The sequence below is a fragment of the Pseudomonas sp. Pseusp10 genome, assembly GCF_059492225.1.
This window is the reverse complement of the sequence record NZ_CP168528.1, coordinates 4,821,819-4,846,712: the sequence shown is the minus strand read 5'-3', so window position 1 is coordinate 4,846,712 and position 24,894 is coordinate 4,821,819. Positions and strand designations below refer to the sequence as shown.

The 24,894-nt window shown below is 56.2% G+C and carries 28 protein-coding genes and 1 pseudogene; 5 read left to right on the top strand and 24 right to left on the bottom strand.

The window, feature by feature from the left end; all coding sequences use genetic code 11:
• Positions 1 to 40: 40 nt before the first annotated feature.
• From ACEN8Z_RS22020 to ACEN8Z_RS21960, 13 genes and pseudogenes are all read right to left on the bottom strand, one after another.
• On the bottom strand, positions 41 to 496 hold the full coding sequence (locus ACEN8Z_RS22020) for a phage virion morphogenesis protein (protein ID WP_495595659.1): 456 nt from the start codon (positions 494 to 496) through the stop codon (positions 41 to 43).
• Positions 489 to 1,025 (bottom strand): phage tail protein, encoded by a 537-nt coding sequence (locus ACEN8Z_RS22015; protein WP_495595658.1) that lies wholly within the window; start codon positions 1,023 to 1,025, stop codon positions 489 to 491. Before ACEN8Z_RS22015 ends, ACEN8Z_RS22020 begins: the two co-directional genes overlap by 8 nt.
• Positions 1,009 to 1,200 (bottom strand): annotated as a pseudogene (gene lysC, locus ACEN8Z_RS22010) (Rz1-like lysis system protein LysC); the annotation flags it as partial. The pseudogene lysC and the gene ACEN8Z_RS22015, both read right to left, overlap by 17 nt.
• Positions 1,118 to 1,561, bottom strand: coding sequence for an Rz-like lysis system protein LysB (lysB, locus tag ACEN8Z_RS22005; protein WP_495595657.1), 444 nt, complete (start codon positions 1,559 to 1,561; stop codon positions 1,118 to 1,120). The pseudogene lysC and the gene lysB, both read right to left, overlap by 83 nt.
• Positions 1,558 to 1,764 (bottom strand): hypothetical protein, encoded by a 207-nt coding sequence (locus ACEN8Z_RS22000; protein ID WP_495595656.1) that lies wholly within the window; start codon positions 1,762 to 1,764, stop codon positions 1,558 to 1,560. The genes lysB and ACEN8Z_RS22000 overlap by 4 nt, the downstream gene beginning before the upstream one ends.
• Positions 1,761 to 2,606: an N-acetylmuramidase domain-containing protein gene (locus ACEN8Z_RS21995; RefSeq protein WP_495595655.1), complete on the bottom strand. Its 846-nt coding sequence runs from the start codon at positions 2,604 to 2,606 to the stop codon at positions 1,761 to 1,763. Before ACEN8Z_RS21995 ends, ACEN8Z_RS22000 begins: the two co-directional genes overlap by 4 nt.
• Entirely contained in the window at positions 2,603 to 2,881 is a 279-nt protein-coding gene (locus ACEN8Z_RS21990; protein ID WP_495595654.1) for a phage holin family protein, read from the bottom strand. The genes ACEN8Z_RS21995 and ACEN8Z_RS21990 overlap by 4 nt, the downstream gene beginning before the upstream one ends.
• Before the next feature lies 1 nt (position 2,882).
• Positions 2,883 to 3,236 carry a putative holin gene (locus tag ACEN8Z_RS21985; protein ID WP_495595653.1) on the bottom strand — a complete coding sequence of 118 codons (354 nt, stop codon included), beginning with the start codon at positions 3,234 to 3,236 and terminating at the stop codon, positions 2,883 to 2,885.
• 27 nt (positions 3,237 to 3,263) lie between these two features.
• Positions 3,264 to 3,476, bottom strand: a complete 213-nt coding sequence (locus tag ACEN8Z_RS21980) for a tail protein X (protein WP_495595652.1) — start codon at positions 3,474 to 3,476, stop codon at positions 3,264 to 3,266.
• Positions 3,476 to 3,940: a head completion/stabilization protein gene (locus ACEN8Z_RS21975; protein ID WP_495595651.1), complete on the bottom strand. Its 465-nt coding sequence runs from the start codon at positions 3,938 to 3,940 to the stop codon at positions 3,476 to 3,478. The genes ACEN8Z_RS21980 and ACEN8Z_RS21975 overlap by 1 nt, the downstream gene beginning before the upstream one ends.
• 103 nt (positions 3,941 to 4,043) lie before the next feature.
• Positions 4,044 to 4,751 (bottom strand): phage terminase small subunit, encoded by a 708-nt coding sequence (gene gpM, locus ACEN8Z_RS21970; protein ID WP_495595650.1) that lies wholly within the window; start codon positions 4,749 to 4,751, stop codon positions 4,044 to 4,046.
• Positions 4,752 to 4,754: 3 nt separating this feature from the next.
• Positions 4,755 to 5,756 (bottom strand): phage major capsid protein, P2 family, encoded by a 1,002-nt coding sequence (locus tag ACEN8Z_RS21965; RefSeq protein ID WP_495595649.1) that lies wholly within the window; start codon positions 5,754 to 5,756, stop codon positions 4,755 to 4,757.
• A gap of 25 nt (positions 5,757 to 5,781) precedes the next feature.
• Entirely contained in the window at positions 5,782 to 6,615 is an 834-nt protein-coding gene (locus ACEN8Z_RS21960) for a GPO family capsid scaffolding protein (protein ID WP_495595648.1), read from the bottom strand.
• 155 nt (positions 6,616 to 6,770) lie between these two features.
• Here ACEN8Z_RS21960 and ACEN8Z_RS21955 point away from each other — a divergent pair, with 155 nt between their 5' ends.
• Positions 6,771 to 8,528: a terminase ATPase subunit family protein gene (locus ACEN8Z_RS21955; protein WP_495595647.1), complete on the top strand. Its 1,758-nt coding sequence runs from the start codon at positions 6,771 to 6,773 to the stop codon at positions 8,526 to 8,528.
• Positions 8,528 to 9,523 carry a phage portal protein gene (locus ACEN8Z_RS21950; RefSeq protein ID WP_495595646.1) on the top strand — a complete coding sequence of 332 codons (996 nt, stop codon included), beginning with the start codon at positions 8,528 to 8,530 and terminating at the stop codon, positions 9,521 to 9,523. The genes ACEN8Z_RS21955 and ACEN8Z_RS21950 overlap by 1 nt, the downstream gene beginning before the upstream one ends.
• A 107-nt stretch (positions 9,524 to 9,630) precedes the next feature.
• Here the strand turns inward: ACEN8Z_RS21950 and ACEN8Z_RS21945 are convergent, their stop codons facing one another.
• From ACEN8Z_RS21945 to ACEN8Z_RS21925, 5 genes are all read right to left on the bottom strand, one after another.
• Complete coding sequence (locus ACEN8Z_RS21945) at positions 9,631 to 10,449, bottom strand: hypothetical protein (protein WP_495595645.1); 819 nt, start codon at positions 10,447 to 10,449, stop codon at positions 9,631 to 9,633.
• A gap of 1,500 nt (positions 10,450 to 11,949) precedes the next feature.
• Entirely contained in the window at positions 11,950 to 12,690 is a 741-nt protein-coding gene (locus ACEN8Z_RS21940) for a hypothetical protein (protein WP_495595644.1), read from the bottom strand.
• Positions 12,683 to 13,798 (bottom strand): AAA family ATPase, encoded by a 1,116-nt coding sequence (locus ACEN8Z_RS21935; RefSeq protein WP_495595643.1) that lies wholly within the window; start codon positions 13,796 to 13,798, stop codon positions 12,683 to 12,685. The genes ACEN8Z_RS21940 and ACEN8Z_RS21935 overlap by 8 nt, the downstream gene beginning before the upstream one ends.
• A 486-nt stretch (positions 13,799 to 14,284) precedes the next feature.
• Positions 14,285 to 14,494, bottom strand: a complete 210-nt coding sequence (locus tag ACEN8Z_RS21930) for a hypothetical protein (protein WP_495595642.1) — start codon at positions 14,492 to 14,494, stop codon at positions 14,285 to 14,287.
• Between the two features lie 178 nt (positions 14,495 to 14,672).
• Complete coding sequence (locus tag ACEN8Z_RS21925) at positions 14,673 to 15,809, bottom strand: HNH endonuclease (RefSeq protein ID WP_495595641.1); 1,137 nt, start codon at positions 15,807 to 15,809, stop codon at positions 14,673 to 14,675.
• 700 nt (positions 15,810 to 16,509) lie between these two features.
• Here ACEN8Z_RS21925 and ACEN8Z_RS21920 point away from each other — a divergent pair.
• Both ACEN8Z_RS21920 and ACEN8Z_RS21915 read left to right on the top strand, forming a co-directional pair.
• Positions 16,510 to 16,890: a DUF6124 family protein gene (locus ACEN8Z_RS21920; protein ID WP_495595640.1), complete on the top strand. Its 381-nt coding sequence runs from the start codon at positions 16,510 to 16,512 to the stop codon at positions 16,888 to 16,890.
• 105 nt (positions 16,891 to 16,995) lie between these two features.
• The gene (locus ACEN8Z_RS21915) at positions 16,996 to 17,217 is read left to right on the top strand and encodes a hypothetical protein (protein ID WP_495595639.1); all 222 of its coding nucleotides are present in this window, start codon (positions 16,996 to 16,998) and stop codon (positions 17,215 to 17,217) included.
• A gap of 68 nt (positions 17,218 to 17,285) precedes the next feature.
• On the opposite strand, the gene ACEN8Z_RS21910 is transcribed toward ACEN8Z_RS21915, so the two are convergent.
• The 6 genes from ACEN8Z_RS21910 to ACEN8Z_RS21885 form a co-directional block, all read right to left on the bottom strand.
• Positions 17,286 to 18,047 carry a transporter substrate-binding domain-containing protein gene (locus ACEN8Z_RS21910; protein WP_495598175.1) on the bottom strand — a complete coding sequence of 254 codons (762 nt, stop codon included), beginning with the start codon at positions 18,045 to 18,047 and terminating at the stop codon, positions 17,286 to 17,288.
• A gap of 94 nt (positions 18,048 to 18,141) precedes the next feature.
• Positions 18,142 to 19,086 (bottom strand): copper homeostasis membrane protein CopD, encoded by a 945-nt coding sequence (gene copD / locus ACEN8Z_RS21905; protein WP_495595638.1) that lies wholly within the window; start codon positions 19,084 to 19,086, stop codon positions 18,142 to 18,144.
• A gap of 3 nt (positions 19,087 to 19,089) precedes the next feature.
• A complete protein-coding gene (gene copC / locus ACEN8Z_RS21900; protein ID WP_008003426.1) occupies positions 19,090 to 19,473 on the bottom strand; it encodes a copper homeostasis periplasmic binding protein CopC in 384 nt (127 codons plus the stop codon).
• A gap of 52 nt (positions 19,474 to 19,525) precedes the next feature.
• Positions 19,526 to 20,428 (bottom strand): copper resistance protein B, encoded by a 903-nt coding sequence (locus tag ACEN8Z_RS21895; RefSeq protein ID WP_495595637.1) that lies wholly within the window; start codon positions 20,426 to 20,428, stop codon positions 19,526 to 19,528.
• A 10-nt stretch (positions 20,429 to 20,438) separates the two neighbouring features.
• Positions 20,439 to 22,145, bottom strand: coding sequence for a copper resistance system multicopper oxidase (locus ACEN8Z_RS21890; protein ID WP_495595636.1), 1,707 nt, complete (start codon positions 22,143 to 22,145; stop codon positions 20,439 to 20,441).
• Between the two features lie 108 nt (positions 22,146 to 22,253).
• Positions 22,254 to 22,955, bottom strand: a complete 702-nt coding sequence (locus tag ACEN8Z_RS21885; RefSeq protein WP_495595635.1) for a murein L,D-transpeptidase catalytic domain family protein — start codon at positions 22,953 to 22,955, stop codon at positions 22,254 to 22,256.
• 81 nt (positions 22,956 to 23,036) lie between these two features.
• Here ACEN8Z_RS21885 and ACEN8Z_RS21880 point away from each other — a divergent pair, with 81 nt between their 5' ends.
• Positions 23,037 to 24,791, top strand: coding sequence for a L,D-transpeptidase family protein (locus tag ACEN8Z_RS21880; RefSeq protein ID WP_495595634.1), 1,755 nt, complete (start codon positions 23,037 to 23,039; stop codon positions 24,789 to 24,791).
• Positions 24,792 to 24,894: the final 103 nt, after the last annotated feature.

Sequence of the window (24,894 nt, the reverse complement as noted above, 5' to 3'; positions counted from 1 at the left end):
CGCACGCGAGTGCAGCTCGGCGCACTTGTAGCGCGAGTGGCTACAGGGTCAGGTGGGCCAACAAGGTGTCGCGTATCAGATCAAGGTCGGCATCGGTGAAGCCCAGGACCTCGCGCTGGTCGTAGCGAACATCCGGTGCGCCCGGTTCGGCGCGGTCTTTCAGTCCGTACTGGTGCACCCGGGCAATACGGGCAATGCGCCCGGTGAAGCCAACGCTAACCAGGTTGCTGTCGCCTCGGGCCTTCAAATAGCTTGCAGTGCGCAACTTCTGAAACATTTTGACCTTGCGCTGGATCCGGCCTTGCTTGCCGCGCAGGTTACGCGGCTTGCGCGGGGTGTACTGGCTGGCGTCCGGGTTGCGCTGAGCCGTGACCCGTTGTTGCTGGCTGCGCCGCAGCTGCTGCGCAATGGAGCGGGCCAAGGCCGTGCGGGCAGCCGGCTCGATACGGTGCAGCAGCAGACCGGCCCAGTCCTCGAGGGTGTGCAGGTCACTCATGGACAGGACGCTGCGGGTGCGGGCTGGCCAGCGCCATGGCGTCCGGTGGCAGCGGAGCTTGCCATTCGGCGATCAGCTCTTCACCGGAAAACACCTGGATGGGACCGGTGATTTCTTCGTAGGGCGTGTACTGCGGTTCGGTGGCGTGTTTAGCGCTGTAAGTGCCATCCGCCTGCTTCTTCACCAGCACCCGCTCGGTCAGCGGCAGAGTCACGCTCATGTCGACTTTGCTGTGATCGATGACGTCGGCTTCAAACTTGATGCCGTCGGCGGACTTGTCCAGGTTGGCCAGCAATTCCGACTGATTGACCCGCAGCCAGCCGAGCAGCGGCAGCATTACGCTGTCGGGGTTGCCGGCGAAGTCGGTCAGGATGATCTGCAGGTCATAGGCGTATTCAAAGGACAGACTGGCAGCCGCGGTGCAGCGCACCTTGCCCTTGTCGATGAAGATCAGCAGCTTGTCCGGATTGTGTTTGAGTTCAGGGACGGAGGCCATTAGATGGGCGCGTAGACTATCGGGCTTGTTCATGTTGCACCTGGTGTTGGTAAACCATATCGACCTGGGCGGCGCAGTCAGCCCAGGCGGCCTCGACGCGGTCCTGGTCGTTGAGGAGTGCGCCGTTATTGGTTGGAGCCGTCGCCGGCAGGCTGCATGGCACCACGGCCGGACAGCCACTGACGATAAGCGTCGGCGCCGGTGAGGGCGGGGCGCTCGCGCAGCCGGCGAGCAATATCAGGCAAAAGCTGAGCAGCCCACTCCCGTAGTTCAGCGTTTTCACGTTTCAATTCCTCAATGGTTCGTTCCCGTTTTGCCAGACTCTGCCGCAGCAGATCCTGCTGAGTCCGCAGGTCGGACTGTGCGTGACGCTCTTGCTGCAGCGACGAATGCAGGGCCTCGGCTGTGGCCAAGTTGCGATCGGATTCATCCCGGGCGTTCTTGGCATCTTTCGCTGCCAGTTCGGTGTTCTTGTCGGCGATCGCTATGCGCTGTTCCTGGCCCCAAATCAGCAACGCCAGGGCGCCGAGCAAGGCGAGGCCATACAGCGCCTGGCGCAGCGTGCTCATGCGCGATACCAGCCGAGTTTGTTCATGGCGCTGACATCCAGCTGCTGGACCGGACCGCGAACAATGATGACCCTGCCCCCGGGCATCAAAAAGTGAAGCGCTTCGCCCAGCAGCTCCATGCCGTCTTGTTCGGTGTTTTCGGGAACCACCAGCAGATCGCCGTCTTGAATGTTCAACCTGCGCACCTGGTCGATGTCGATCATGCCGCCAGCTCCTGACCGCAGCCGCAATCCGCGTGGCGTTCAAAGGCACGCTGCAGCTTGATGTCGTAGAGGTTTCGTTTGTAGTCCGGACCGTTGTAGAGCTCGGCGAAGGTGCTCCATTTTTTGGCCTTCAACGCTTTGTGCAGTACCGGATCGGTTTCGATAAAGCGGGCAAAGGCCTCGAGCTGCTGGGTCTCACTGGCACTCATGGCTGCGACGAAGGCCTGGACGCTGGTGTAACCGAGTCGCTGCCAGTGGTAGCCCATGATCTGGAACGCACCCCATGACGTGGATTCCAGTGCGGTGGTGTCATCGATCAGACGCGCATTCGCCAAACGCTGGTGCTCGGCGGTACCGCCGGCATAGCCACCCGCGCGTGGATTGACCAGGGCCGGGTTGCTGGCCGCGAGCTGGTCGGCATGCTGCTGCAGCTGCGCGGCGTCGTCACCGTCGTACCGGGGCATGGCCAGGCGTCGGTACATAATGTGGCGTTCAAACAGGATCACCGGCTTGCCGTTATCCAGAAAGCCACGGCCATTGGATTCCACTTCGTTGACGGCGTAGATGCTGGCCAGGGGAACATCGAGACGCTCGGCCGCCTTGACCAGGTCGGCGTTCTTCAGCAGTTGCTGGCAATCACCGCCGGCCAGGCTGGTTTGGGTTTTGCTGCCGGCGATGCCATCCGCCACCAGACCAACCTTTAACTGGTAAGCCCGCACGGCGGCCTCTGTGGCATCACCATAGGCACCATCGACGGTCAGTTTGGCGCCGTGGCTGTTCAGGTTTTTTTGCAGGATACGCACCGCTTGCGAGCGGTCACCGTGACGCAGGGTAATAGTCATTCGCTGGGCCTCAGCAAGGCGGCGACGTTGCCGCGTGAACGGAAAATCAGGGTGCAGAGCAGCACCGTCGTGGTTGCTTGCCAGATGCTGACGGGAGGGCGGTAGAGGAGGATTTCCAACCCGGACAAGCAAAGCGAGGCGCCGAACAGGCTGGCCAACAACGAGATGCCTCGTCGAAAGCGGGCATCACCCCGGCTATAGCACACCAGGCGCAAGGCTCCGGCGAGGTAGGCCACCGCCGTGAGCAATGGGATCAACAAAGCAATGGTCGGCATATCAGCTGCCCCCTTTGATACGTCGCAGGATTTCCCAGACATCGGTCTGCTCGACCCAGACCATCGCTTTGATGCTGATGGGAATGATGACCAGGGCGCAGGCAAAAGCGGCGCCGCCGCTGGTAATGAACGGCGCCACCTGTAGTGCCACAGGGCCGAACAGGTAACCGACACCGGCTGAAAGCAGTAACGAGCCCACCCGTTGCCAAGCCTTTAGGTCGTGTTTGGTGCTGGTCACCAGCCAGGCGCCCAGTACCGCGCCGAACAGCGCATGGCCGTCGATCAGTGGCACGGCGGTGGCGAGGCCAAGGCCGGTGAGCAGGCCGGCAATAGTTCCCGAAGTTGGATCAGCCATGGTCGTGGATTCCTTGATTGGCAGTGTTCAGTCCCATAGGTTCACCATCTGGCGTTGAGGGGCGGTGGCTTGGGCATTGGGCATGGTGACGGCGAGACCTTGGGGCAGGGTGGGACCGTAGTCCGCCAGGCGAGGGTTGGCTTTCAGTACGTCTTCAGTGACGCCGCCGGTGCGCCCGTAATGACGCCAGCACAGGGCGTCGACGGTTTCGTTTTGATGCGCGCGAACGATGGTGGCCATCAGAGCAACTCCACCGTGGTGCGGGCACAACCGAGGATGTCGCGGATCGCCCAGCGCTGATCACGGCGGTAGTCATCGATGTTGAACTGCAGTGACTCGGCCTTCTTGTCACCGATGGCAGTGCTGTCATAGCTGCGGTAGCGCTCGCAGACTTCGGCACCGGTGGCGGCTTGCACTGCACGGGCGTACAGATGGACGTACTCTGTCTGCTCGCCAATGGCTTCACCGGGAACCTGGGCAAGCGTGACAAAGCCGCTGGCCTGTTGGGTGGCCCGCCATTTGGCCAGATCGCGGTTGACGCTAATAGCCGCGGCGACGGCGGCGGTTTCGAGACGCGCGGGGGTGACGCTGGAATCGATACGCAAGGCTTCACGCAACTGCTCCAGGTCAATCGACGGCCAAAAGGGGTCGGTGTTGATATGGGTAGTGGCAGGAGCACCACCGCTGGCTACGAATCCGCTCATGATCGGGCCTTGAAATAAGTCGGCGGTGGTCGTGGTTTCACAGGCGGAAAGAAGCAAACCGCTGATCCACCCCGAGCCGCCGGGGTTGCGTGGGAACGCTCGGTTAGCTGGCTGGGCCAGCGTGTTTTTTCAGGAGACGATCAACGCGCTCCAAATCTTTTTTGCCGCCGCAGGACGTGTGCAACGCGATGGCGCGTGTGAGGTTTCCCCTGGCTTCCTTGAGCGTCTCCATCTGCTCGGTAGTCGGCGTTTCATCCGCCACCTGCGCCGCCAACGCCCGACCAATGGCCAGATGTAACTTGGCGCGGGCTTCGTCGGGCATGTCCTGTTCACGGGTGATCTGCTCAGTTTCGAACAGCGTCTGCAGGTCGAACGTATCGCCGGCCTTCTGTGCCTTGAGGGCGGCTTCGGCCACCTCCTCAGCGACCAAACAGCCAGTTGTACGGGCGAAACGGTCGGGCATGATCAAGTTGTACTTGAGCACGTAGCCGGCAATCTTCAGTGCGGTCGGGAACGCTCCTGCGTCAATCGCCCAAACCATGAGGGTGGTCATGACTTCGTCCTGGGCACCGTTGCCGCCAGCCAAAACGCCTTCAACATAGGGCTCATAGGCCGGCAGCAACTGAATCTTGAGCTTGGCCTTGGCCTCGTTGCCCTGGATGTTCTTCAGTCGCAGGCGATCCTGGATCAGTTGTGCCAGCTGCAGTTCATAGGCGGTGGCACCGGCCATGCTCGTCAAGGGTGATGTGGCGGCGGCCTCCAGCTCCGCGAGAACGCGGAGCCGGTGGCGCTGAGCGAGTGAGAGCGCCATGGCTTATGCCTCTTCAATGTTCTCGACCACGGCACCCAGACCGAAGTCCTCGATGACGTAAGCGTCGTTGGAAGACTGGTAGTCCGCGATGCGATCCCACTCTGGCTCGTCCTTGATGTGACGGCGGCGGGCACTGATCTGCCAGTAGATCGACAGGTTCTTCAGGGTGGTGACCATGATCGCCTTGTCCAGGAAGAACGGGGCATCTTCGATCGGCAGACCACCGAGGCGAGCCTTGGCGATGATCTGAGACGCGGCCAGTTCGTTCTCGTTGTCCGAAGCGCCTTCGATGTTGGCCAGGAACTTGGCGTGCAGCAGCGAGCGGTCGACCAACACGACCAGGTCAGGGCGCTTGCGGTGCCATGGATCGAGCAGCTGGATGGCGTCATAAACCAGACCGTCGAGCGTCTTGTAGTCGCCGCCGGCGCCGATCGTAACCTTGCCCGCCACCGCGCCATGGCTCATCACCCGTTCCGGGGCATTGGTGCGGTACTTCTGAATCCAGCCGACGTTGACGTCTTGCAGCAGCGGGTTAGTCGCGCGATTGGTGTCTGCGGCCGCACTGGTACCGTTGAAACCAATCATGATGCGGTCGAGCGATTGACGTTCAACAATGGCGCCCGACAGACGTGCCTGGAAGTCCTGAAACTTGGCCCAAGCGTCCAGCAAGGCATAGGGAATGGCGGTGTCGAAGTCGGTCTTTTTGCAGCTGTAGGTGTCCTTCGCCAATGCATTTACATCGCGGGGAGTACGCGCCTTTTGGCTGGTGTCGGTGCGGCCAGCGATGGAGCTGCCGACACCGAGGACGATTGCCTCGCCGTCTTTTTCGTCCACGCCGATGACGTTGATTTTTTTCAGGAAGTCGCTGGCCTCCTGAATGGCGGTTTCCAGTTTCTGCTGCACCGATGGGGTGACAGTGAAGGACTCCGCCGCCGAGCTGACGCCGTTGAGTTTGGCGACTTGTTGCAGTAGGCCGGTGTAGGCCTGACGAGTTTCGTTACGCATAGGGTTCTCCGAATAGAGGCTGGGGTCAGAACTGGGTCAGCACCTGGTTTTCGCCACCGGTGACTTGAGGGCGTTGCTGTTGGCTGTGATCAGCGGTCTTGCCGAGCTTGGCTTCAAGGTCTGCAAGCTTCGTTGCAAACGCATCGTGTTTGCCGCTCAACGCCTGTAGATCGGATTGGGCTTTTTCATTGGCGTCGAGGGTGCTGCCCACGGCATCGGTGAGCTGGCTGATCAAAGTGCCCAGTTCGGCAAATTGCTCCTGGTCAGCGTCGTCCTTGCCTTTGAGCCGAGCGAACAGGGTGTTCATTTTTTCCTTGAGACCGGCAAACACCTGGGGTTGCTCGCTGACCTCTTCGAACTCCAGTGAGACCTCTTCGGCGGCAGTGAACAGATTGTCCGAGTGGGCTTTTCGGCTGGCTAAGGTGCCGTGCTGGGCGCTGAACGAGAGGGCCTCGGTACCCAGGCTTGCAGGGGTGTCGGTAATGGCAAGGCCTACGAGGTAGGCCTTGCCGGTGTCGGCGAACTTCGGCTGGACCTCGATCGAGGTGTAGACCTTTTGCCCGGCCTTGTTCAGGGCCAGCAATGCGTCGTTGGGCTGGAGCTGACCGAACAGGGCGAGTTTCTTGGCACCGTTGATCTCGACCTCTTCAGCCTTCAAGGCCAGGACATCGCCATAAGCGCCGAACTCACCGCCCGGCCAATAGCCTTTGATGTGCTCGCAGTTGATGCGGGCGCCGTAGGTGTTCGGGCTGTACTGGGTGGCCATGTCTTCGATCCAGCTGCGCTCGATCTGACGGCCGTCGGTGGTAGCGCCTTCGACGGCGATGCGAGTCCACTTGGAGCGAAATTTCTTTTTCATGGGGAGAGGCCTCAATGCGTTGGCTGCGGTGGCAGGTAGCGTTGAGGCCATGGTCGGCAGCGCGCGCACAGCGGGCAATGAGGCTGGCTTGTAGCCGGCAGCCTTACAGGTCGCGGAGTTAGGGGCTTCGCGCGCGTGACGGCAGCATCTGCGTCATGAATGAAGCCGCCCACCCACCGATGGACCCTCGCCGCCAGGCCAAATTTTTGTACTGGACGGGTTGGCGCGTCACCGATATTGCCGACTTTCTCAGCGAGAAAGAAAAAACCATCCACTCCTGGAAGACCCGCGACGACTGGGACCGGGCCGACAACGTCGAGCGCATTGGCGGCGCGCTGGAGGCGCGTCTGGTGCAGCTGATCCTCAAGGAGGGCAAGAGCGGGGGCGACTTTAAGGAAATCGACCTACTGCACCGCCAGTTGGAGCGTCAGGCGCGGATTCAGCGCTTCCAAGGCGGTGGTACCGAAACCGACCTCAACCCGAAATTGGCCGCGCGCAACGCTGAGCCCAAGAAACAACCCAAGCGTAACGATTTCTCCGAAGACGACTTTGAGAAGTTAGAGGAGGCTTTCCGAGACGGTTGCTTCGAGTACCAGCTCGACTGGTACCGATCGATGAACCAACGTACCCGGATGCTGCTGAAGAGTCGGCAGATCGGGGCGACCTATTATTTTGCCCGTGAGGCGTTGATCGATGCGCTCAAGACCGGGCGTAACCAGATTTTCTTGTCCGCCAGCAAGGCCCAGGCCCACCAGTTCAAGAACTACATGCAGGCGTTTGTCAGCGACGTGTTGGGCCGGCAACTGACGGGGGATCCGATCGTGCTGGCCAACGGCGCCGAATTGCATTTTCTCGGCACCAACTACCGCACGGCTCAGGGGCGATCGGGCAACTTCTATTTCGACGAATTCTTCTGGACCCACAAGTTCGAGGAACTCAACAAAGTCGCCTCAGGCATGGCGCTGCACAAGCACTGGCGCAAAACCTACTTTTCGACCCCGTCGAGCATGGCCCATGAAGCCTACAAGCTTTGGACGGGTGAGCGGTTCAACAAGGGCAAACCGACGGCCCAACACCTCAAGCTGGACGTGAGCCACGACGCCCTGGGGCAGGGCCGGTTGTGCGAGGACCGGATCTGGCGCCAGATCGTAACGATCCTCGATGCCGAGCAACGTGGCTGCGACCTGTTCGACCTGGATGAACTGCGCTTCGAATACAACGCCGAGCAATTCGCCAATTTGCTGATGTGCCAGTTTGTTGATGACGGTGCCTCCATCTTCCCGCTGACCATGCTTCAGCCGTGCATGGTCGATAGCTGGGTGGAGTGGGGTGAGGACTACAAACCCTTCGCCGCACGTCCCTTTGGCGATCGACAGGTCTGGGTTGGCTACGACCCGGCCGAAACCGGCGACAGCGCCGGCCTGATCGTGGTGGCACCGCCGCTGGTCCCGGGTGGCAAGTTCCGCGTACTCGAGCGTCACCAGTTTCGGGGTATGGACTTCGCGGCGCAGGCCGAGGCCATTCGCCAGGTGACCAAGCGCTACTGGGTGACGTACATCGGCGTCGACGTCACTGGCCTGGGCAGCGGCGTGGCCCAGCTGGTGCGCCAGTTTTTCCCGGCAGTCACCACGTTCAGCTATTCGCCCGAAGTGAAGACCCGACTGGTGCTCAAGGCCTACGACGTTATCAAGAACGGACGCCTGGAGTTCGATGCGGGCTGGACCGATATGGCCTCCAGCCTCATGGCCATCCGCAAGACCATCACCGCCTCGGGGCGGCAGTTCACTTATACGGCCGGTCGTAACGACGAAACCGGCCACGCCGACTTGGCATGGGCGCTGTTCCATGCCCTGCACAACGAGCCGCTGGAAGGGCAGACAACTGCCAACACCGGCATCATGGAGATTTACTGATGACTACTGATCTGGTTGAGGCGTTGCCCGCGCAGGCTCAGGCCCACGCTTTTACCTTCGGCGATCCGGTACCGGTGCTCGATGGGCGCGAGATCCTCGATTACCTGGAGTGCTGGTCAAACGGGCGCTGGTATGAGCCGCCGCTGTCGCTGGATGGCCTGGCCAAGGCTACGCGTTCCAGCGTGTACCTGCAGTCGGGAATCAATTTTAAGCGCAACGCCCTAGCCCGGATGTTCATCCCACACAAACTGCTGAGCCGTCAGGCCTTCGAGCAGATCGCACTGGACTTCATCTGGTGCGGCAATGGGTATCTGGAAAAGCGCGACAACATGCTGCGCCAGGCGCTGGGGTTGGTACCGGCGATGGCCAAGTATGTAAGGAGAGGGATCGAGGAGGGGAGCTACTACCAGGTGCGGGGCTGGCGTGATGAACATGAGTTCCGCAAGCACAGCATCTGCCACCTGCGGGAAGCGGATATCAACCAGGAGATCTATGGGTTACCTGAATGGCTGTCGGCGCTGCAGAGCGCCTTACTCAACGAATCAGCTACTTTATTTCGACGCAAGTACTACCAGAACGGCAGCCATGCTGGCTTCATTCTCTACATGACCGACGCGGCGCAGAACGAGGAATTCGTCACTGACCTGCGCAGTGCAATGAAGAGCAGCAAGGGGCCTGGCAACTTCCGCAACCTCTTCATGTATGCACCTGGTGGGAAGAAAGACGGCATCCAACTGATCCCTATCAGCGAGGTCGCGGCGAAGGATGATTTCGGCTCGATCAAGAACATTAGTCGCGACGACATACTGGCTGCACTGCGAATACCGCCGCAACTGATGGGTATCGTGCCACAGAATGCCGGGGGGTTCGGATCCATCAAAGAGGCGGCAGAGGTTTGGACTATGAACGAACTGGAACCTATCCAAGCTCGCCTTGAACAGGTTAACGAGTGGTTGGGGGAGGAAGTAGTGCGTTTTCGTGATATGGGATTTTGAGTCACTCTGCTTTGCGTAGGGCTGCGGCCGATTGTGAGTCGGCCCCAAAGATCTCGTTGTTCGCTGGATTGGTTTGCTGCGGTGATGATGTGTTTGTAAAGAGTTGTTTAGATAATAAGTGAAATGAGAGACTCTGCATCGATTATCAAGTTGTCAACTATTGGTGGTATGATCATTCCTTTAGAAACAATTGTGAAATGATACCGATACTCCTTTTCTTTTTCAAAAGGGTCTGCAGGCTTCAAAAAAGCCATGCTATCCATTTTTGAAATTACTTCATCAAGTGTTAAGGTGCTATCGTTGGTGAAGTGGAATTCTCGGGGGGCATAAAGTACAAGGCCATGGTTTAGATATATTTCAAGATCGTCCATGGGGGTCTGTTGAGAGACTACGAAATTATTATTTTTATGGTTTTCTTTTATTTGTTTTAATAAGAGTTTTCCGATTGCTATTCCAAACTCTTCGGCTCTTGTTTTCATTAAGTACCAGTAATCGTCGTATCCTTCAAACATCCCCACGCAGTCGCGTGTTTTTCTGATGCTTGACATGCAGAATATAAAGCTATTTGGGGCCTTTCTAGTTATGGTTCCTGAGGAGTTTATAAGGGCAATTTTGTCCTCGTCCTCATCTATGAATTCATATTCAAGTCGTGTAAAACGCCCTTCAGTTTGTCCAGGAAACTTAATTCCTCTCTGTTTTTCCCTGTCCCCATTGTAAATTCCAATGGTTCCTCTACATATTGTATTGTAAAGCTTTATGTCGATTTCCACTCGGCCGTCAAATGCTAGGTGGAATGTTTGCATTCCTTCTTCGCGATCGGCAATCTGCTCGAGTTCAGTTTTTCTGTAGTAGTCTAGAGTTCCAAGCCTTAATGTTTTCCTCGTCTTAAGGTTATCCTTTCTATGGCAGCTTTTACCTAAGAGCATATTTTTTCATCCTTGGAGTGTTACTCTGGCGGGATCGAAGTGCGGGTGTTTGTAAGTGATGCTTGGAGCAAAAATAAAATATATGATTCGATATATTTTGGCTAGTTCTTTTGATCGCTATGAGTTGTGAGGTGATATACCACTTGACTATTCGACTAAGGGATGCAGGCTAATCACTATTTGAATGGGTGAAATGATGGTGTCAGTTCGGCACCCAGCGAGCTGTCTGCTCCCCGTCACATCTTAGGTCTAGACGTACCGAATTTTGTTTAAATAGTGTTACTCAAACAGCCGCTCAAACACTCAAAATGTGATGCTTTTAACGGCGAGGCGGCTGTGAACCGTATAGTTCTTGTGCAAGCAGCGAGGCGTATGGCTCTGCCACATGGCGTGACGCAGGGGGATATCGAAACGAAGGGATTGCTTGTTTTTGTACGGGAGTAGTCGGCAACCGACTGACGTAATTTTCTGTAACCAAGGGTAGCGCAGATGTCCTTGGCACAAAACCACGCGCCCCATCCTTTCCGGTTACTACACGAAACGGCAATGCTTCAAAATCAAACAGTACGAGCATTGTCATCTAAGCGTTCCTTACAAAATCTCATCCATCGCGGGTCTCCGCGCTGAGTAGTTTGCCCAGCAAGGCTGGTGTCGACACCTCGGTCTTCACTTGGCGCGCGCTGTCGTCCCCCCGCCACGCCTGCGGGCTAAATGTGTCGTTTTTTCTGCATACCTGCACCCAGCTCAAACCGGCCCAGGCTGGGGGCTGTGTACGCGAATGTGGGGTGGAAAAAGCCTGCAGATCCCTGCAAGGGTGGGGGTAAATGCAACGGCTGGTCGGAACGGACCCGGGCGGCGATTTTGAGAGGTGGCTCGGGAAAAGGGTTAGTTTTTGAAATGGTGTGTCTGGCGGCGCTGGAAGGCCCGTGTTTATTGGGCTTGAGGACTAACTTTCGTGGGTTAGTTATGGTTAGGTTGGAGGTTATTAATTTGTAAGATACTGATTTATAAGGGTTTTATTTATTGGTTTTTTAACATCTATAAAGGTTAGGAAATAACCCAGTGCTAACCAAAACCTAACCTACGGTAGTCGTCGCAAAGCCACGCTGTACAAGGCTTTCCGGGCAGTCAGTCAAAAACTAACCTTCCTAACCGTTTTCCGATGGGTCAACATGAAAAGCCTGAAGCACCTAGGGGGAGGGTGCAGGCAAAGGTCCATCTGCTGTTTGTGCGTGCAAACACACAAACGGACCCCAATACAGCCCCCAACTGATTGCAGTCACGTACGTGCACCGCTGGAGGCCTTGAAATTAGTGGAGCGGGTGAAGGGAATCGAACCCTCGTTATCAGCTTGGGAATCTGGAATAGGATTTGATTTCGCTGACGGCGATATAGTGAAGGCTGCAAATTTTAAGAAAATTAGTATTCGCAATGTCATTGAGTTGATAAGAAAACACCCACAAATAGTGGGTGTATGCACGGAAATTGCAATTTATTCACTTATTGTATTGGCCGAATGATTTCGGCAAGTTTGTTGTTTCCATAATAGTCAAGTATAAAAATTGGAAATCCACTAAGTACGGAAACTTCACCGCTTGGTTTAATATGTTTTTCCAGCTGTTTGTCAAAAATAGACGATTGATCAAAGTATTCCGTTGGTAGTGTGAAGCTGTTGGTCATGAGGTGATTTAGTTTTTTGCAGTGTTCACTAATTATATATTTCCATTGCGCTTCATTAATTCTGTGGAAGTGCTTGTAGTTGGCGTCGCATTGTTGGGATACGAGGCCCTTATAGTTAATTTTTGTTTTGCATTGAACGGTGACTCCTGAAAATGGAGTTTGTGCGTTTAGGTGCTTAATTGCCTCTATCATTGGATAGCTGATATACAGTTTTCCAGTTTCAGTTTCTTCGTTGAATAAATTGATCATGGACGACAGTTGTTCGTCAGTGGCGCCGCCAACGTGACCATCATAGTCAAAAAATAAAAAAATTTCAGAAACTTCATCTTTTGAAATTTCAGCTAGTAATTTGCTATTTAATGGGTTTTCTTTTAGTAGTGAAAATAAGTCTAAGTCAGGATCTTTAGCTATTTTGTTGTAAAGGCTATATATTTCGTTTCCGTAAATCCCATAAATGATCGTGTTGTCGTTTAAGTCTTTTAGAAAGAACTCTCGCAGGCTCTCCCATGCAAGTACTTCAGTTTTTTGTCCTTCAAAAATAAGTAGAATATAGTTAGCCACCAAATGCACCTGCTCTATACATTTTTTCTATGTTGTGTGCCTCTCTGAGCTCTTTTGCAGTGCTGTTTGATAAGGAATGCACTCCAGCCCCATCAATGAAGAAGTAACAATCAGGACGTAGCAGGTCATTTGTCATAACGGAGGTGTTATGAGTTGTTATTATCACTTGAGCCTTAATATCTTTGAGCATTTTGATTATCAAAATTGATAGTGAATAATGATAAAATGCGTCAAATTCGTCGACAAATAGGAATGTGACTTTTGAATCGGAGCTAACTAGTCGTTGATACCAGTAGTAAAACAGTGCTAAAGATTTAGTGCCTTGTGAGGCAACGTCAAAAAAATTAATTTTTTTACCATTAAAATCTAAGGCAAGATATGTTTTATCTTCTCCTTTTACGACGCTGAGTTTGCACTTTATCCCTGCATCATTCAAGAAAGTTTCAAAGTTATTAACATTATTTTTTTCAATTATATCAGACTCAATTCCATTGGAACCCTGCTCAAATCCAATGTAATGGTTCTTATCCAAGGACCTAAAAAATAGCATGCCATTTACGAATGACATGAACTCGTTGAAGCAGGTGTTGTTAGTGTTATCTTCTAAAACTGAGTTGTTTTTTATATAGGGGATGATCGAGATTAGTGTGTCGCCCAAATCTCTTTTGAGAGTCTCTGCGCCACTCGCATTAATATATGCAGTGCTGTTTTTTCTACGGTCAATTGATGCGAATTCTTGGTTGTTTATTATCAGCTTTTCATAAACTAGTGTTTCGAAATCTGACTTTCCATACTCGTAGCTGACCTCTCCACTTTTAAAGGAAAAGTGATATTTGAAAACCGCCATGTTGCAATCTGAGCCGGCGAACAGGTAGTTGTTGTAAGATTTTTCGCCCTTATGTCTATCGGTTAAGTGTGAAATTAAATCAAATAGTGCAAACCCAAGATTTGATTTGCCTACGCCGTTATATCCATAAACGATTGCTTTATTGACAATGCCATTTACAAGGCATTCCTTGTTGAACTCATATCCGTTAGTTTCTTTTAGATTAAAGATTAGCGGCTCTCCAAAATTCTTGAAGTTCTTGACCTCAAATTTTGTAAGCATTAATTCAATCTCCTAACTCAAAATAAAGGGAGGCATTGTATCATTCATCGAGCGGAGTGCCGTAAAAAAATTACGGCACTGTTTTGGTGCGCGCGGTGGGCGAAAATTTTTTTGGTAGCCCCTGTTCCAAAGTGAAAGCAAGCTTCCGAGGATCATCGTAGGTAGTAGTTTTCTGGGACCGGCCTTGGGATTTATGGTAGCCCAGATGATCGTGTGTACCACTCTCACGTACCGCAAAGAACAGCACAGCACATCACATCACGTCGCTCGAGGTGCAACGCAGGAACCGAGTTCCCGTTTCTGGTCGATTCCTTGAAAGTCGGCCATTGTTTTCGCAGCAGAAAAGCGTGCGACGGAGATCGAAATCTCTACTTTCGAGAGAGGATGCCGGACTCAGATTTCACGTGGCGGCGTCCTGGAAAGGCGTTTTCACCTTTCTCCTGGCCGTTTCAGCAAACCGGCTTTTTCAACATGCCCATTAGCTCTTCACTCTGGTGTCATTAGCACCCCGAGCGTTAACTTGATGAATTCTTCATTCTTGTCGATAGCTTCCAGGGCTCCGCGAACGTTGTCAGCAACCTCGGGCGAACCACGCTTCTCAGCCCAATTTGAGAGCTCCAAAATGGCGGCTTCCAGAGCGAGCTGGTTTTCATTGATTTTGTAAAGCAGGGAAGGGAGTAGATCTTTATTTTGCATTGCGTTTCCTCCGTGAGAAGAAAAGCTTAGCAGCTTGAAGATCACAGGAATCGGATGGTTCTCAGGGGAAGGTCTCAATCCACCTTGCATATTGAGCAGCAGTGCTCGTGATCGGCAGCAATCTACAAACCCAAACCGGACGTTCGCGGTGCCCCCAAAATCGGAGGCGATGCAATGCTTACCAGCCGCAACGGCTGCGGTGCCAATCTAAGGCGTCGGTGCTTACCCGTTCCACTTGCAACTTGGGGACGTAGACCTTCTTGCCTTTCAGTTCTGCGTACTCAGTGGCATCGAGATCTGGTGATATCAGAATAGTCATCGTGCTTGAGTCGATTGCGATGTGGTTCAGGTCAAATAGGGTGTGTATATCCGCGCGTAGAAGTAGTCCGTTCGAAACTACGTTGGTGTGTTGTCCCTTGTATGGATGGACGTGCGCTGCCTCCAGTATGGGGACGAGTTTGCTGCCGGTGATCGCGCAGGTATTGGAATAGGCTTGGAGAAGGGCTTTTCTAAAGCTCGATTGACCCCGTCGACGCACGATTTCGGCAAATACTTTATCCCTGGCATCTTCGATGTTCTGGGGGCTGAAGGCACTATTGGACTCTGCTTCATCGGCAGCTTTTTCTAGCCCTATAACGTTTGGGTCTGTAACCCTGCGTATGGACATTCCGTAGCGATTGCCTGAATTAGGGTCTGGATAAATTTCCCAAACGCCATGTACCTCAGGCGAGTATGGCTCAAACCGGGCGGATGTGCCGTTGCCAACCTTGTAAAGCGCGTCGTAAATGCTATTCGAATTGGTTGCGCGAGGCTTTGAGTTTTGGCTATAGGAGGTTCTCGACTCCGAGTTTACTGAAAGCATCTCTAAGTCGACGAGGTTATGCTCATTGTAGTTGGGGTAGTGGTTCCTCAACCAATCCCGGATCTGAAGCCTTCCTGCGCTTCCATCTAGTGCAGTCAAAGCATCTAAAAGCAATTCCCAGGTGCGTTTGTCGCCATGTTTGAATTTATTTTTTGCGACTACCCCGAAGGGTGATTTTTGAATGAGATCTAGAAGCTTGGGCTTTACGGTATCACCACCTACGTGGTTAGCAGGCTTCAGGCCCGGGATCCACGGTAGTCCGAGCTCCTCGTAAAGCGCAGAGATATTCTGCATTCGGCGCGAGAAGGCTCCGGGCTCGCGCCCGAATTGTGTGGCGAGATCTCGATATACCTTCGATTTGTTATAGGGCTCGCCGGCGGCCTCCTTCGCCGCCATCAAACTATAAGCCTCTACTGATGCCGCGAGTTCTGCGTCAGTCCAGTTGTTCGACATTGTTGCGCCTTAGTAGGGGGAAGGTGATTTCGGACACTGTTTGATGTTTTTTACCAGCCATGCGTCCGTTCATAGCTTAGAACATTCACTTTGATTATAGAAATGGACGTAAGGGCAGTGAGCGGTGGTACAAAATTGGTACAGGAGAAATGAGATGGCCATGTACCCTTTGTTTGTAAGGGGTTTATCGCTGGTTCATCCAATCCATCATCGGTGCGACGGAGAAGCGGCGGGAGAGCGGGGCGGGTGTGACGTCGGTTACGGACATGGGGGATCTGGAATCGGTGAGGCTGGGAGGTGGGGGAGTTTATCAGGATTGCGATGACGGGGCTCAGGAGTCCGAATACCAGCAATCAGGTCTGTTTAAATCAGCACGAAAATGTCGGATATTTCCCGCAACTCACGTCCCCATCGCCCATATTGCACTCCCTCAGCCACCCGGATAGCCTTTTTGCGTCGCTGCAAATTCAGCGACAAGGGTGTGGAAGCCCTTCACAAGATCTAGGCGCACAGGGCGCCACCTGAATTTAAGCAGGCGCTTTTTTCATGTCTGCTGTTAAATTATGGCGGCTGTGCGCGGGGCACTTTCGGGTGCGCCGGGTTCCTGGATCCCTGGTCTTCCACACCCGTGCACAGCTGCCACCCCATAACGTGGAAGTGATGCTGGCAGTTCCGTTGGTTAATTCCAGGAACGAAAACGATGAAAAAGATAACGCCTGACCCTCGGGAAACCGCAACGGCCTCCGATTCTCTCGATCTTGCTCAACTCTCCGCTGACTCTCAGCGGGTGGTCAGCAAACGTCTACGCAACCCGAATCAAGCTGATCCCGTCTGCCATGTTTTCACCATTCTTCCCAACGTCGATACAGAAACGCTCCTGTGTCACGCCTGCGAAACCCTTGCATCGTTGAATGTCTTGACCACTGACCTGGCTTGCAAGCTCGAAGGTTCAACCCGCAGTTTGGCGCTGTCGATTCAGCAACTGGCGGTGGTGGGGGCGTTGTTGGTGAATCGAGCATTGGACAATGTCGATCCGCAAGGCAGTGGGGGTGAGGTATCGCCAGGTGCGCACGGTTCCTGAACCAACGCTGACTTGCCGAAAAGTTTCATGATGTGTCGTTGAAGTGAGGCATAGAATGACCGCCAAAGGTCATGTCCCCGCGCCTCAACCCACAGGAATAAAAAAATGATCGCAAACCTCGTCAAAGTTTCGTTGATGGCCGGTGCTTTGTTGTTGAGCGCCTGTTCGGGTGTGAGCACCCATAGCGATTATTCGACCGACTCGGTGCAGCCGGCCGGCTTTGGTCCGGGGCCGACCAGCAGCAACCCCGACAAGATGAATTTCCATGGCAGCGCACTCGGCAATAGCTTTGGCGAATATGGTTCGGGTTTGCTGCACGACGATTGATACGCGGTACACAATGAAAAAGGGCGCTCCTTTGGGAGTGCCCTTTTTTTGTGAGAAAAAACCATCCGTTACTTGGCGTCAGGTACCGCCAGCCATTGCCGCAGAATCTTCTGGTAGTTGCCCGTCGCCTTGGCCAAATGCAGCCACTGATCGACGTACAGCTTCCAGGTGATGTCGTCGCGGGGTAGCAGGTAGGCTTTTTCGCCGTATTGCAGGTAGTGCGTGGGGTTGACCGCGCACAGGCCCGGCTTGAGCTTCTGCTGATACAGCGCCTCCGATGCGTCGGTGATCATCACGTCGGCTTTTTTATCCAGCAGTTCCTGAAAGATGCTCACGTTGTCGTGCAGTTGCAATTGCGCCTTGGGCAGGTGGGCGTGAACGAACGCTTCGTTGGTGCCGCCGGCAGGTTCGACCAGGCGAACCGATGGCTGGTTGATTTGTTCGATGGTCTGGTACAGCGCCTGGTCTTCGCAACGCACCAGCGGGATTTTGCCGTCGACGTCCAGGATGTTGCTGAAGAAGGCTTTTTTCTGCCGTTCCAGGGTGACCGAGATGCCGCCCATGGCGATGTCGCACTTGCCGGCGAGCATGTCGGGCATCAGGGTTTTCCAGGTGGTGGGCACCCACTCGACCTTGACGCCAAGGCTATCGGCCAGGGCGCGGGCCATGGCGATGTCGATGCCGGAATGCTCGCCGTCCTCGGCTTTGAGGGTGTAGGGCTTGTAGTCGCCGGTGGTGCAAACGCGCAGTTGTCCCTGTTGCATCACGCTGTCCAGGTGCGAAGGTTCTGCCTGGGCGCCAAGGGAGAGTGCGAGCAAGCCGCCGAGCATCATTGCTCTGTTGATTTTCGTCATTGTTATCGGGCTTTTGTGCTGGAGTGGTTTTGAAGGGGGAGTGTAGTGAAACTTTCACGGGTGTGAAAAATCACGCCCCCTGAAGATTGCTCATTTCCACTTCCGGGCTCAAGGTCCCCAACCACGCCACCAAGCCCACAATCAATACCGCAGTGGCCATTTCCAGCACCACGCTGCGCCGAAGTGCGTTAGCCGCCGCGCCATATTGGCCCTCCTGCAATGACCGCTCCAGCAAGGGGCCAAGATGAAAGCGGTTCAGCGCCGCCAACACCAGCATCCCGGCAAACAGCAGTACTTTGATCGCCAGCAGAATTCCGTAATGGCCGAGTAAAACCTCATCGAGCTTCGGCCCGACGATGAACAGGTAGTTCACCACGCCCGTCACGGCGATGATCACAACGATCAGCGCACCGACAAGTTCGAACCGCTCAACAGCGCGGGCCAGCAAGCGTATGTGTGTTTCGGTTTGCAAGACCCGGATTTGCGCCATCAAGGCAAACGCAAGTAACGCGCCGAGCCAGGCGCCGGCCGCCAGCAGGTGCAGGATGTCCGCCGTGAAGTGCCAGAAACGGCGACTGCCTTCGTCCATGGCGCCATGCCCGCTCCAGGCCAGGCTGGTGAGGGCGATGCCGCCGGCAGTGGCGGCGATCACCAGGCTGACGCCGGGTGATCGTGAGTTGAGCAGCAACGCCAAACCCGCGACCGCTAATGCAATCATCCGCACAGCCCAGGCCAACCCGACGTCTGTCTCGAGCAGCATCATCTCGAGGTGAGGGCGCAACTCGGCAACGTCTGATTCACCGCTCATGGTGCTGACCATCAGCACCATGCCCGCGATGGACAGCAGCGCGCCGAGTACGGCTGGTCCCGTCAACAATCGGCGAAAGGGCAGTACCGTCCCGGATAGCCGTTCCTGTCCTTTGAAGCTGTAAAGCCCGAACAGCGCCACGCCAAACAACAGCATCAAATCCACATACAACACAAACCGCAGCACGACGTTGGCCGAGTCGCTCATCGATCATTTCACTTTGAAGGTGACGTTGCCGGTGATCGGGTGGGTATCCGACGACACCGCGCGCCATTCGACTTTGTAGGTGCCAGCAGTCAAGGGCGCTGTCGGAATGATGAACATGGTCTTCGGATCACTGCCGCCGCTGACTTTGGCCTTGACCGGCATCGGGGCGTGGGCCATGCCGGACATTTCGGTCATCAGCAGTTTGGCGCCGGAAAACTGGGTGACAAGGTTTTCGGAAAAGTGCAGTTCGATCTTGTCGGGTGATGCACCTTCTACGCCTTGCGCCGGGGTGGAAGAGAGTAGTTTGGGGTGTGCTTGAGCGAGGGTGCTGACAAGCAGGCCGCTGAGCAACGCTATTGCGACGGCGGTGGGTTTGATGATGCGCATGCAAGGTCCTTTACCGCTCGAAGCGGTTGTTGTTGGTTTGAGGTGAGTCTGTTCAGAACCACATCCGAATACCGAGCACGAGGCGGGTTTCGCTGCGGTCCTCGCCTTCGTCGTTGGCGTAATCGGCGGTGTTGCCGTAGGTGCGGTTCCAGGTCACGCCGAGGTAGGGCGCGAATTCCCGGCGGATTTCGTAGCGCAGGCGCAGGCCAGCTTCGGTGTTGGACAGCCCCGCGCCGATGCCCCGTTGCGGGTCGTTTTTGCCGTAGGCGTTGAGTTCGACGGTCGGCTGCAGGATCAGCCGATTGGTCAGCAGGATGTCGTAGTCACCTTCCAGCCGCACGGCGCTCTGGCCGCCTTCGCCGATGAAGGCTGTGGCTTGGGCCTCGAAGTTGTACAGCGCCATGCCTTGCACGCCGAACGCAGCCCAGGTTTGCGGGGCGCCCGGTTTGAAGTCCTGGCGCACGCCGCTGACGACGTCCCACCACGGGGAAATCGCGTGGCCCCACAGGGCCTGGATTTCCGCGTCCTCGGTCACGCCGTTGGTGCGTTCGCCTTCGGAGCGCAGCCACAGGCGATCGATGTCACCGCCGACCCAACCGGACAAGTCCCAGGCCAGGGTGCTGCCGTCATCGGCGTCCTGCCATTCCAGTTTGTCGGCGAGAAAAAAGGAATTGAGCGTGTTGTCGTGCACATGGTGACCGGCGGGATCGACATACACCGCAGCGCGATCGGCATCGGTCAGCACCGGGATCGGCGTACGGCTTTCGCTGGGCGCGGCGGGCTGCATCTGGCCCTCGTCCATGCTTTGCATCTGACCGTGGTCCATCTGGCTATGATCCATGCCTTGCATCTGGCCGTGGTCCATCTGGCTGTGATCCATGCCTTGCATGTCATCGCTGGCGGCCATCGCCGTCGAGGTCGCGAGTGCTAAAAAAAACGGGGTGAATCGAATCATGGGGTGCGCCTCATTCTTCCACGCGAACTTCACGGAACATGCCCATTTCCATGTGGTACAGGAGATGGCAGTGATAGGCCCAGCGGCCGAGTGCATCGGCAGTGACCCGATAGCTGCGCCGGGCGCCGGGTGGCATGTCGATGGTGTGTTTGCGCACCATGAACTGGCCGTTCTCGTCTTCGAGGTCGCTCCACATGCCATGCAGGTGGATGGGGTGCATCATCATCGTGTCGTTGACCAGCACGATCCGCAGCCGCTCGCCGTACTTGAGGCGCAGGGGCTCTGCATCAGAAAACTTCACGCCGTTGAACGACCAGGCGAATTTTTCCATGTGGCCCGTCAGGTGCAGCTCAATGGTGCGGCCGGGCTCGCGGCCGTCGGGGTCTTCGAAGGTGCTGCGCAGGTCGGCATAGGTGAGCACGCGGCGACCGTTGTGGCGCAGGCTCATGCCGGGGTCGTCGAGTTTCGGTGAGGTGGACATCGCTTGCATGTCCACCAGCGGGTTGTCGGTTTCCGAGGCCGGGTGGGCCTGCATGCCGGGCATGTCGCCCATCGCCATGTTGCTGTGATCCATGCCCGCCATGCTGCCGTGGTCCATGCCGGCCATGCCCATGTCATCCATGGTCACCAGAGGGCGCGGGTCCAGTGGCGGCAGCGGCGCAACCAGTCCCGCCTTCATCGCCAGGGTGCCGCGTGCGTATCCGGTGCGATCCATCGCCTGGGCGAACAGGGTGTAGGCCGCTTCGGTCGGCTCGACGATAACGTCGAAGGTTTCCGCCACGGCAATGCGAAATTCGTCGACGCTCACCGGTTTGACGTGGAGGCCATCGGCGGCGACCACGGTCATTTTCAGGCCGGGGATGCGCACGTCGAAGTAGGTCATGGCCGAGCCGTTGATGAAGCGCAGCCGCAGTTTTTCCCCCGGGCGGAACACCCCGGTCCAGTTCATGTCCGGCGCCTGGCCGTTCAACAGGTAGGTGTAAGTGGCGCCGCCGACGTCCGCCAGGTCGGTGGGGTTCATCTTCATTTCTGCCCACATTTTGCGGTCGGCGACGGTCGGCCCCCAGCCTTTTTCGCTGACGTCGTGGATGAAGTCGCCCACGGTGCGTTTGTTGAAGTTGTAGTAATCGGACTGTTTTTTCAGCGTCTTCATCAGGCCGACCGGGTCTTCGTCGGTCCAGTCGCTGAGCATCACCACGTAGTCGCGGTCGTACTGGAACGGCTCCGGGTCTTTGGCGTCGATCACCAGCGGGCCGTAGACGCCGGTTTGTTCCTGAAACCCCGAATGGCTGTGATACCAGTAGGTGCCGTTCTGCCGGACGGTGAACTGGTAGACGTAGATGCCGCCCGGCTCGATGCCCTTGAAACTCAGCCCTGGCACGCCGTCCATGTTGGCCGGCAGCAAGATGCCGTGCCAGTGAATGGAGGTGCTGTCCTTGAGTCTGTTGCGCACCCGCAGCGTCACCGTATCGCCTTCGCGCCAGCGCAGCAGCGGGCCGGGAATGCCGCCGTTGATGGTCATCGCGGTACGTGGGCTGCCGCTGAAGTTGACCGGGGATTCGCCGATGAACAGGTCGAAATCATTACCGGCCAACACCTGTGGTTCGCCGGGACTGCTGATCGCCCAGGCGGGTGTGCGCCATAACCCGAGGCCGCCGAAGAACCCGCCGATGGCCAGGCCTTTGACGAAGGTGCGTCTTGAAGTGTGGGAGTGCATGCCGTCTGTTCCGCCCGTCAGCCTGTTGAACTTGTCGACGAGGCTAGCGGGCGGTGCCTTTCAGCAGGCTGAGGTGAAGATTACAGTTTTGACAGGTGGGGGCGTTGCTTACTGGCGTGAAGTGGAGTTTTCCCTTGAGGCCACGGTGCCGCTGCCGCAGTTGATGTAGGAAGACGACTTCAACCAGCGTTGGTCCGGATAGTAGGAAAACAACAACTGCCCGTCCTTCATCGAATCGATCAGCCGATGGGCAATCGCCGGTCTGACGGCCGGGCAACCCAGGCTGCGGCCGATGCGGCCATTGGCGCGGGCCAGCACCGGGCTGACATAGGGCGCGCCGTGAATGACGATGGCACGGTCATAGGCGTTGTCGTTGAAACCGGGTTCCAGGCCTTCCATGCGCAACGAGTATCCGTTCTGGCCGCGGTAGCTTTCCTGGGTGCGGAACAGGCCGAGGCTGGTGGCGTGGCTTTCATTCTGGTTGGAGAACAGCGTGGCCATGTTTTCACCGCTGTTGCGGCCATGGGCGACCAGTTCGTGAAACAGCAACTTGCGTCGTTTAAGGTCGAAGACCCACAGCCGTTGTTCGGTCGAGGGCAGGGAGTAATCGATCACCGCCAGTCTTTGGGCTGGGGCGATGCCTTGGGCGCGGCTGCATTGGGTGGCACGAACGGCCAGGGCAATCACTTTGGCGTCGGCGCCTGGTGCTGCTTTGACCAGCGCGTTTTCAAGCGAATCGGCGTAGGCTGACGTTACTGAAAGGCACGTCAGTAAAATGGCAAATAAAAGGCCAAAGCGGTTTAGCGCCATAGTCGGGTCTCATCATGATAATTTCGAGTCTAGCAGCGCGCGGGAAGCTAGCCGCTTGAAACGGGAGATTAAGGATTATCCATGGTGCAATTAACAAGGTTATTCGTCATAAGCCGCATCTTTTTTATGGGCTTTCTGATCAGTGGTGCAGCGTTTGCGCAAACTTCGCCGATCGAGCCGGTATCTGCTGCGAGTAGCACCATCGATGCCGCGGCGCCCGACGATGCGGTTGGCCAGGCGATTCAGGCGACGCTGGAGCCGCTGCGAACGGCATTTCCACCGTTGCTCACGTCCAGGCGCCATCAGCGTGTGGATGTCAGCCGGGTGGTGCTGGATTTCTATATGCATCGCAACTATCGCGCCGCATGGACCGATGAACGTGATGTGGCCCAGTTACTCAAGAGCCTCGAAGACACCCGGATCGACGGCCTGAATCCGGCGGATTTCCGCATCACCGAACTGGCTCAGGCCCATGAATCGCTGGTAGCGGCCGTGCCTTCCACGGCGCAACGGGCGATGTTCGACATGGCGGCGACCCGCACGTTCATCACCGCGCTGCTGCAACTGCGACGGGGCAAGGTAGATCCGTCGCGGCTGGACATTCACTGGAATTTCGAACCTGCCGGTGGCGATGCCCGCGAGGACATGAGCCGCCTGTTCGCCGCCCTCGATGCCCATGACGTGGGACGTGCCTTTGCCGAGGCACCTCCTCAGGAAGAGATTTACCGCAACTTGCGTGAGGGCCTGGCCCGGTTGCGCCAGGTCCGTGATGCGGGCGGCTGGCCGAAAGTCACCGAAGGGCAATCGCTCAAGCCCGGCATGGACGGGGTGGCGGTCGCACAATTGCGTGCGCGTCTGGTGGCGGGCGGTTACCTGGACTCGCACCTGTCGAAAAAGGCCGGTTACGACGGCAAGGTCATTGCCGCGGTGAAGAAGTATCAGACCGAGCAATACCTGGGTGCCGATGGCGTGGCGGGGGCGGCGACGCTGGCGGCACTGAACGTGCCTGTCGAGGCACGGATCGATCAGGTGCGGGTCAACATGGAGCGTGCCCGCTGGCTGTTGTACAAACTTCAGGGCACGTTCGTGATCGTCGATATCGCCGGATACAAGGTGGCGATGTACCGCGACGGTCTGCCGATCTGGCGTTCGCGGGTGCAAGTCGGTAAACCGGTGCGCAGTACGCCGGTGTTCCAGGCCGAAATCACCTACATCACGTTCAACCCCACCTGGACCGTGCCGCCGACCATCCTCAAGCAGGACGTGATTCCAAAAATCCAGAACGATCCTGGCTATCTGGAGGCCAACCGGATTCGCGTGATTGATCGTGAAGGCAATGTGCTCGATCCGTCGAGCGTTGACTGGAACAACCCGCGAGGCATCCATCTGCGTCAGGATGCCGGGCCCGACAGTTCGCTGGGGCAGGTGGCGATCCGCTTCCCCAACGACTATGCGATTTACCTGCATGACACGCCGCACCGGGAGCTGTTTGCCAAAACGGTTCGGGCCACCAGTTCAGGCTGCATCCGTGTGGAAAACCCGTTGCAGCTGGTCGAGCTGTTGTTCAACGACCCGGTGCGCTGGAACAGCGACGGCATTCAGAAGCAATTGGCCAATGGCAGGACCGAGAACATCCTGCTGCCGGTGAAAGTACCGGTGCTGTTGGCCTATTGGACCGTGGACCTGAGCAATGACGGGCGGGTGACGTTCAAGCCCGACATTTATGATTACGATGCCAGGGTGCTGCAAGGCTTGAGTCAGCCTGTGAAGTTGCCGGCTCTGGACTTGCGTCGTGCAGAGATACCGCTGGTGGTGACGGGGCAGAACGAGCTGTAGCGAAAGACTGGAAACGGGCGCCCATGGGCTAATACTTGTAGGAGCGAGCTTGCTCCGGGCGGCGTTCCGACGATGGTCGTTAACGATACCGCGGGTTTACTGA

Bases quoted from the DNA above. Each gene is read 5' to 3' on its own strand.
- ACEN8Z_RS22020 (WP_495595659.1), bottom strand. From the start codon at position 496: ATGAGTGACCTGCACACCCTCGAGGACTGGGCCGGTCTGCTGCTGCAC.
- ACEN8Z_RS22015 (WP_495595658.1), bottom strand. From the start codon at position 1,025: ATGAACAAGCCCGATAGTCTACGCGCCCATCTAATGGCCTCCGTCCCT.
- lysB (WP_495595657.1), bottom strand. From the start codon at position 1,561: ATGAGCACGCTGCGCCAGGCGCTGTATGGCCTCGCCTTGCTCGGCGCC.
- ACEN8Z_RS22000 (WP_495595656.1), bottom strand. From the start codon at position 1,764: ATGATCGACATCGACCAGGTGCGCAGGTTGAACATTCAAGACGGCGAT.
- ACEN8Z_RS21995 (WP_495595655.1), bottom strand. From the start codon at position 2,606: ATGACTATTACCCTGCGTCACGGTGACCGCTCGCAAGCGGTGCGTATC.
- ACEN8Z_RS21990 (WP_495595654.1), bottom strand. From the start codon at position 2,881: ATGCCGACCATTGCTTTGTTGATCCCATTGCTCACGGCGGTGGCCTAC.
- ACEN8Z_RS21985 (WP_495595653.1), bottom strand. From the start codon at position 3,236: ATGGCTGATCCAACTTCGGGAACTATTGCCGGCCTGCTCACCGGCCTT.
- ACEN8Z_RS21980 (WP_495595652.1), bottom strand. From the start codon at position 3,476: ATGGCCACCATCGTTCGCGCGCATCAAAACGAAACCGTCGACGCCCTG.
- ACEN8Z_RS21975 (WP_495595651.1), bottom strand. From the start codon at position 3,940: ATGAGCGGATTCGTAGCCAGCGGTGGTGCTCCTGCCACTACCCATATC.
- gpM (WP_495595650.1), bottom strand. From the start codon at position 4,751: ATGGCGCTCTCACTCGCTCAGCGCCACCGGCTCCGCGTTCTCGCGGAG.
- ACEN8Z_RS21965 (WP_495595649.1), bottom strand. From the start codon at position 5,756: ATGCGTAACGAAACTCGTCAGGCCTACACCGGCCTACTGCAACAAGTC.
- ACEN8Z_RS21960 (WP_495595648.1), bottom strand. From the start codon at position 6,615: ATGAAAAAGAAATTTCGCTCCAAGTGGACTCGCATCGCCGTCGAAGGC.
- ACEN8Z_RS21955 (WP_495595647.1), top strand. From the start codon at position 6,771: ATGAATGAAGCCGCCCACCCACCGATGGACCCTCGCCGCCAGGCCAAA.
- ACEN8Z_RS21950 (WP_495595646.1), top strand. From the start codon at position 8,528: ATGACTACTGATCTGGTTGAGGCGTTGCCCGCGCAGGCTCAGGCCCAC.
- ACEN8Z_RS21945 (WP_495595645.1), bottom strand. From the start codon at position 10,449: ATGCTCTTAGGTAAAAGCTGCCATAGAAAGGATAACCTTAAGACGAGG.
- ACEN8Z_RS21935 (WP_495595643.1), bottom strand. From the start codon at position 13,798: ATGCTTACAAAATTTGAGGTCAAGAACTTCAAGAATTTTGGAGAGCCG.
- ACEN8Z_RS21930 (WP_495595642.1), bottom strand. From the start codon at position 14,494: ATGCAAAATAAAGATCTACTCCCTTCCCTGCTTTACAAAATCAATGAA.
- ACEN8Z_RS21925 (WP_495595641.1), bottom strand. From the start codon at position 15,809: ATGTCGAACAACTGGACTGACGCAGAACTCGCGGCATCAGTAGAGGCT.
- ACEN8Z_RS21920 (WP_495595640.1), top strand. From the start codon at position 16,510: ATGAAAAAGATAACGCCTGACCCTCGGGAAACCGCAACGGCCTCCGAT.
- ACEN8Z_RS21915 (WP_495595639.1), top strand. From the start codon at position 16,996: ATGATCGCAAACCTCGTCAAAGTTTCGTTGATGGCCGGTGCTTTGTTG.
- ACEN8Z_RS21910 (WP_495598175.1), bottom strand. From the start codon at position 18,047: ATGCTCGGCGGCTTGCTCGCACTCTCCCTTGGCGCCCAGGCAGAACCT.
- copD (WP_495595638.1), bottom strand. From the start codon at position 19,086: ATGAGCGACTCGGCCAACGTCGTGCTGCGGTTTGTGTTGTATGTGGAT.
- copC (WP_008003426.1), bottom strand. From the start codon at position 19,473: ATGCGCATCATCAAACCCACCGCCGTCGCAATAGCGTTGCTCAGCGGC.
- ACEN8Z_RS21895 (WP_495595637.1), bottom strand. From the start codon at position 20,428: ATGATTCGATTCACCCCGTTTTTTTTAGCACTCGCGACCTCGACGGCG.
- ACEN8Z_RS21890 (WP_495595636.1), bottom strand. From the start codon at position 22,145: ATGCACTCCCACACTTCAAGACGCACCTTCGTCAAAGGCCTGGCCATC.
- ACEN8Z_RS21885 (WP_495595635.1), bottom strand. From the start codon at position 22,955: ATGGCGCTAAACCGCTTTGGCCTTTTATTTGCCATTTTACTGACGTGC.
- ACEN8Z_RS21880 (WP_495595634.1), top strand. From the start codon at position 23,037: ATGGTGCAATTAACAAGGTTATTCGTCATAAGCCGCATCTTTTTTATG.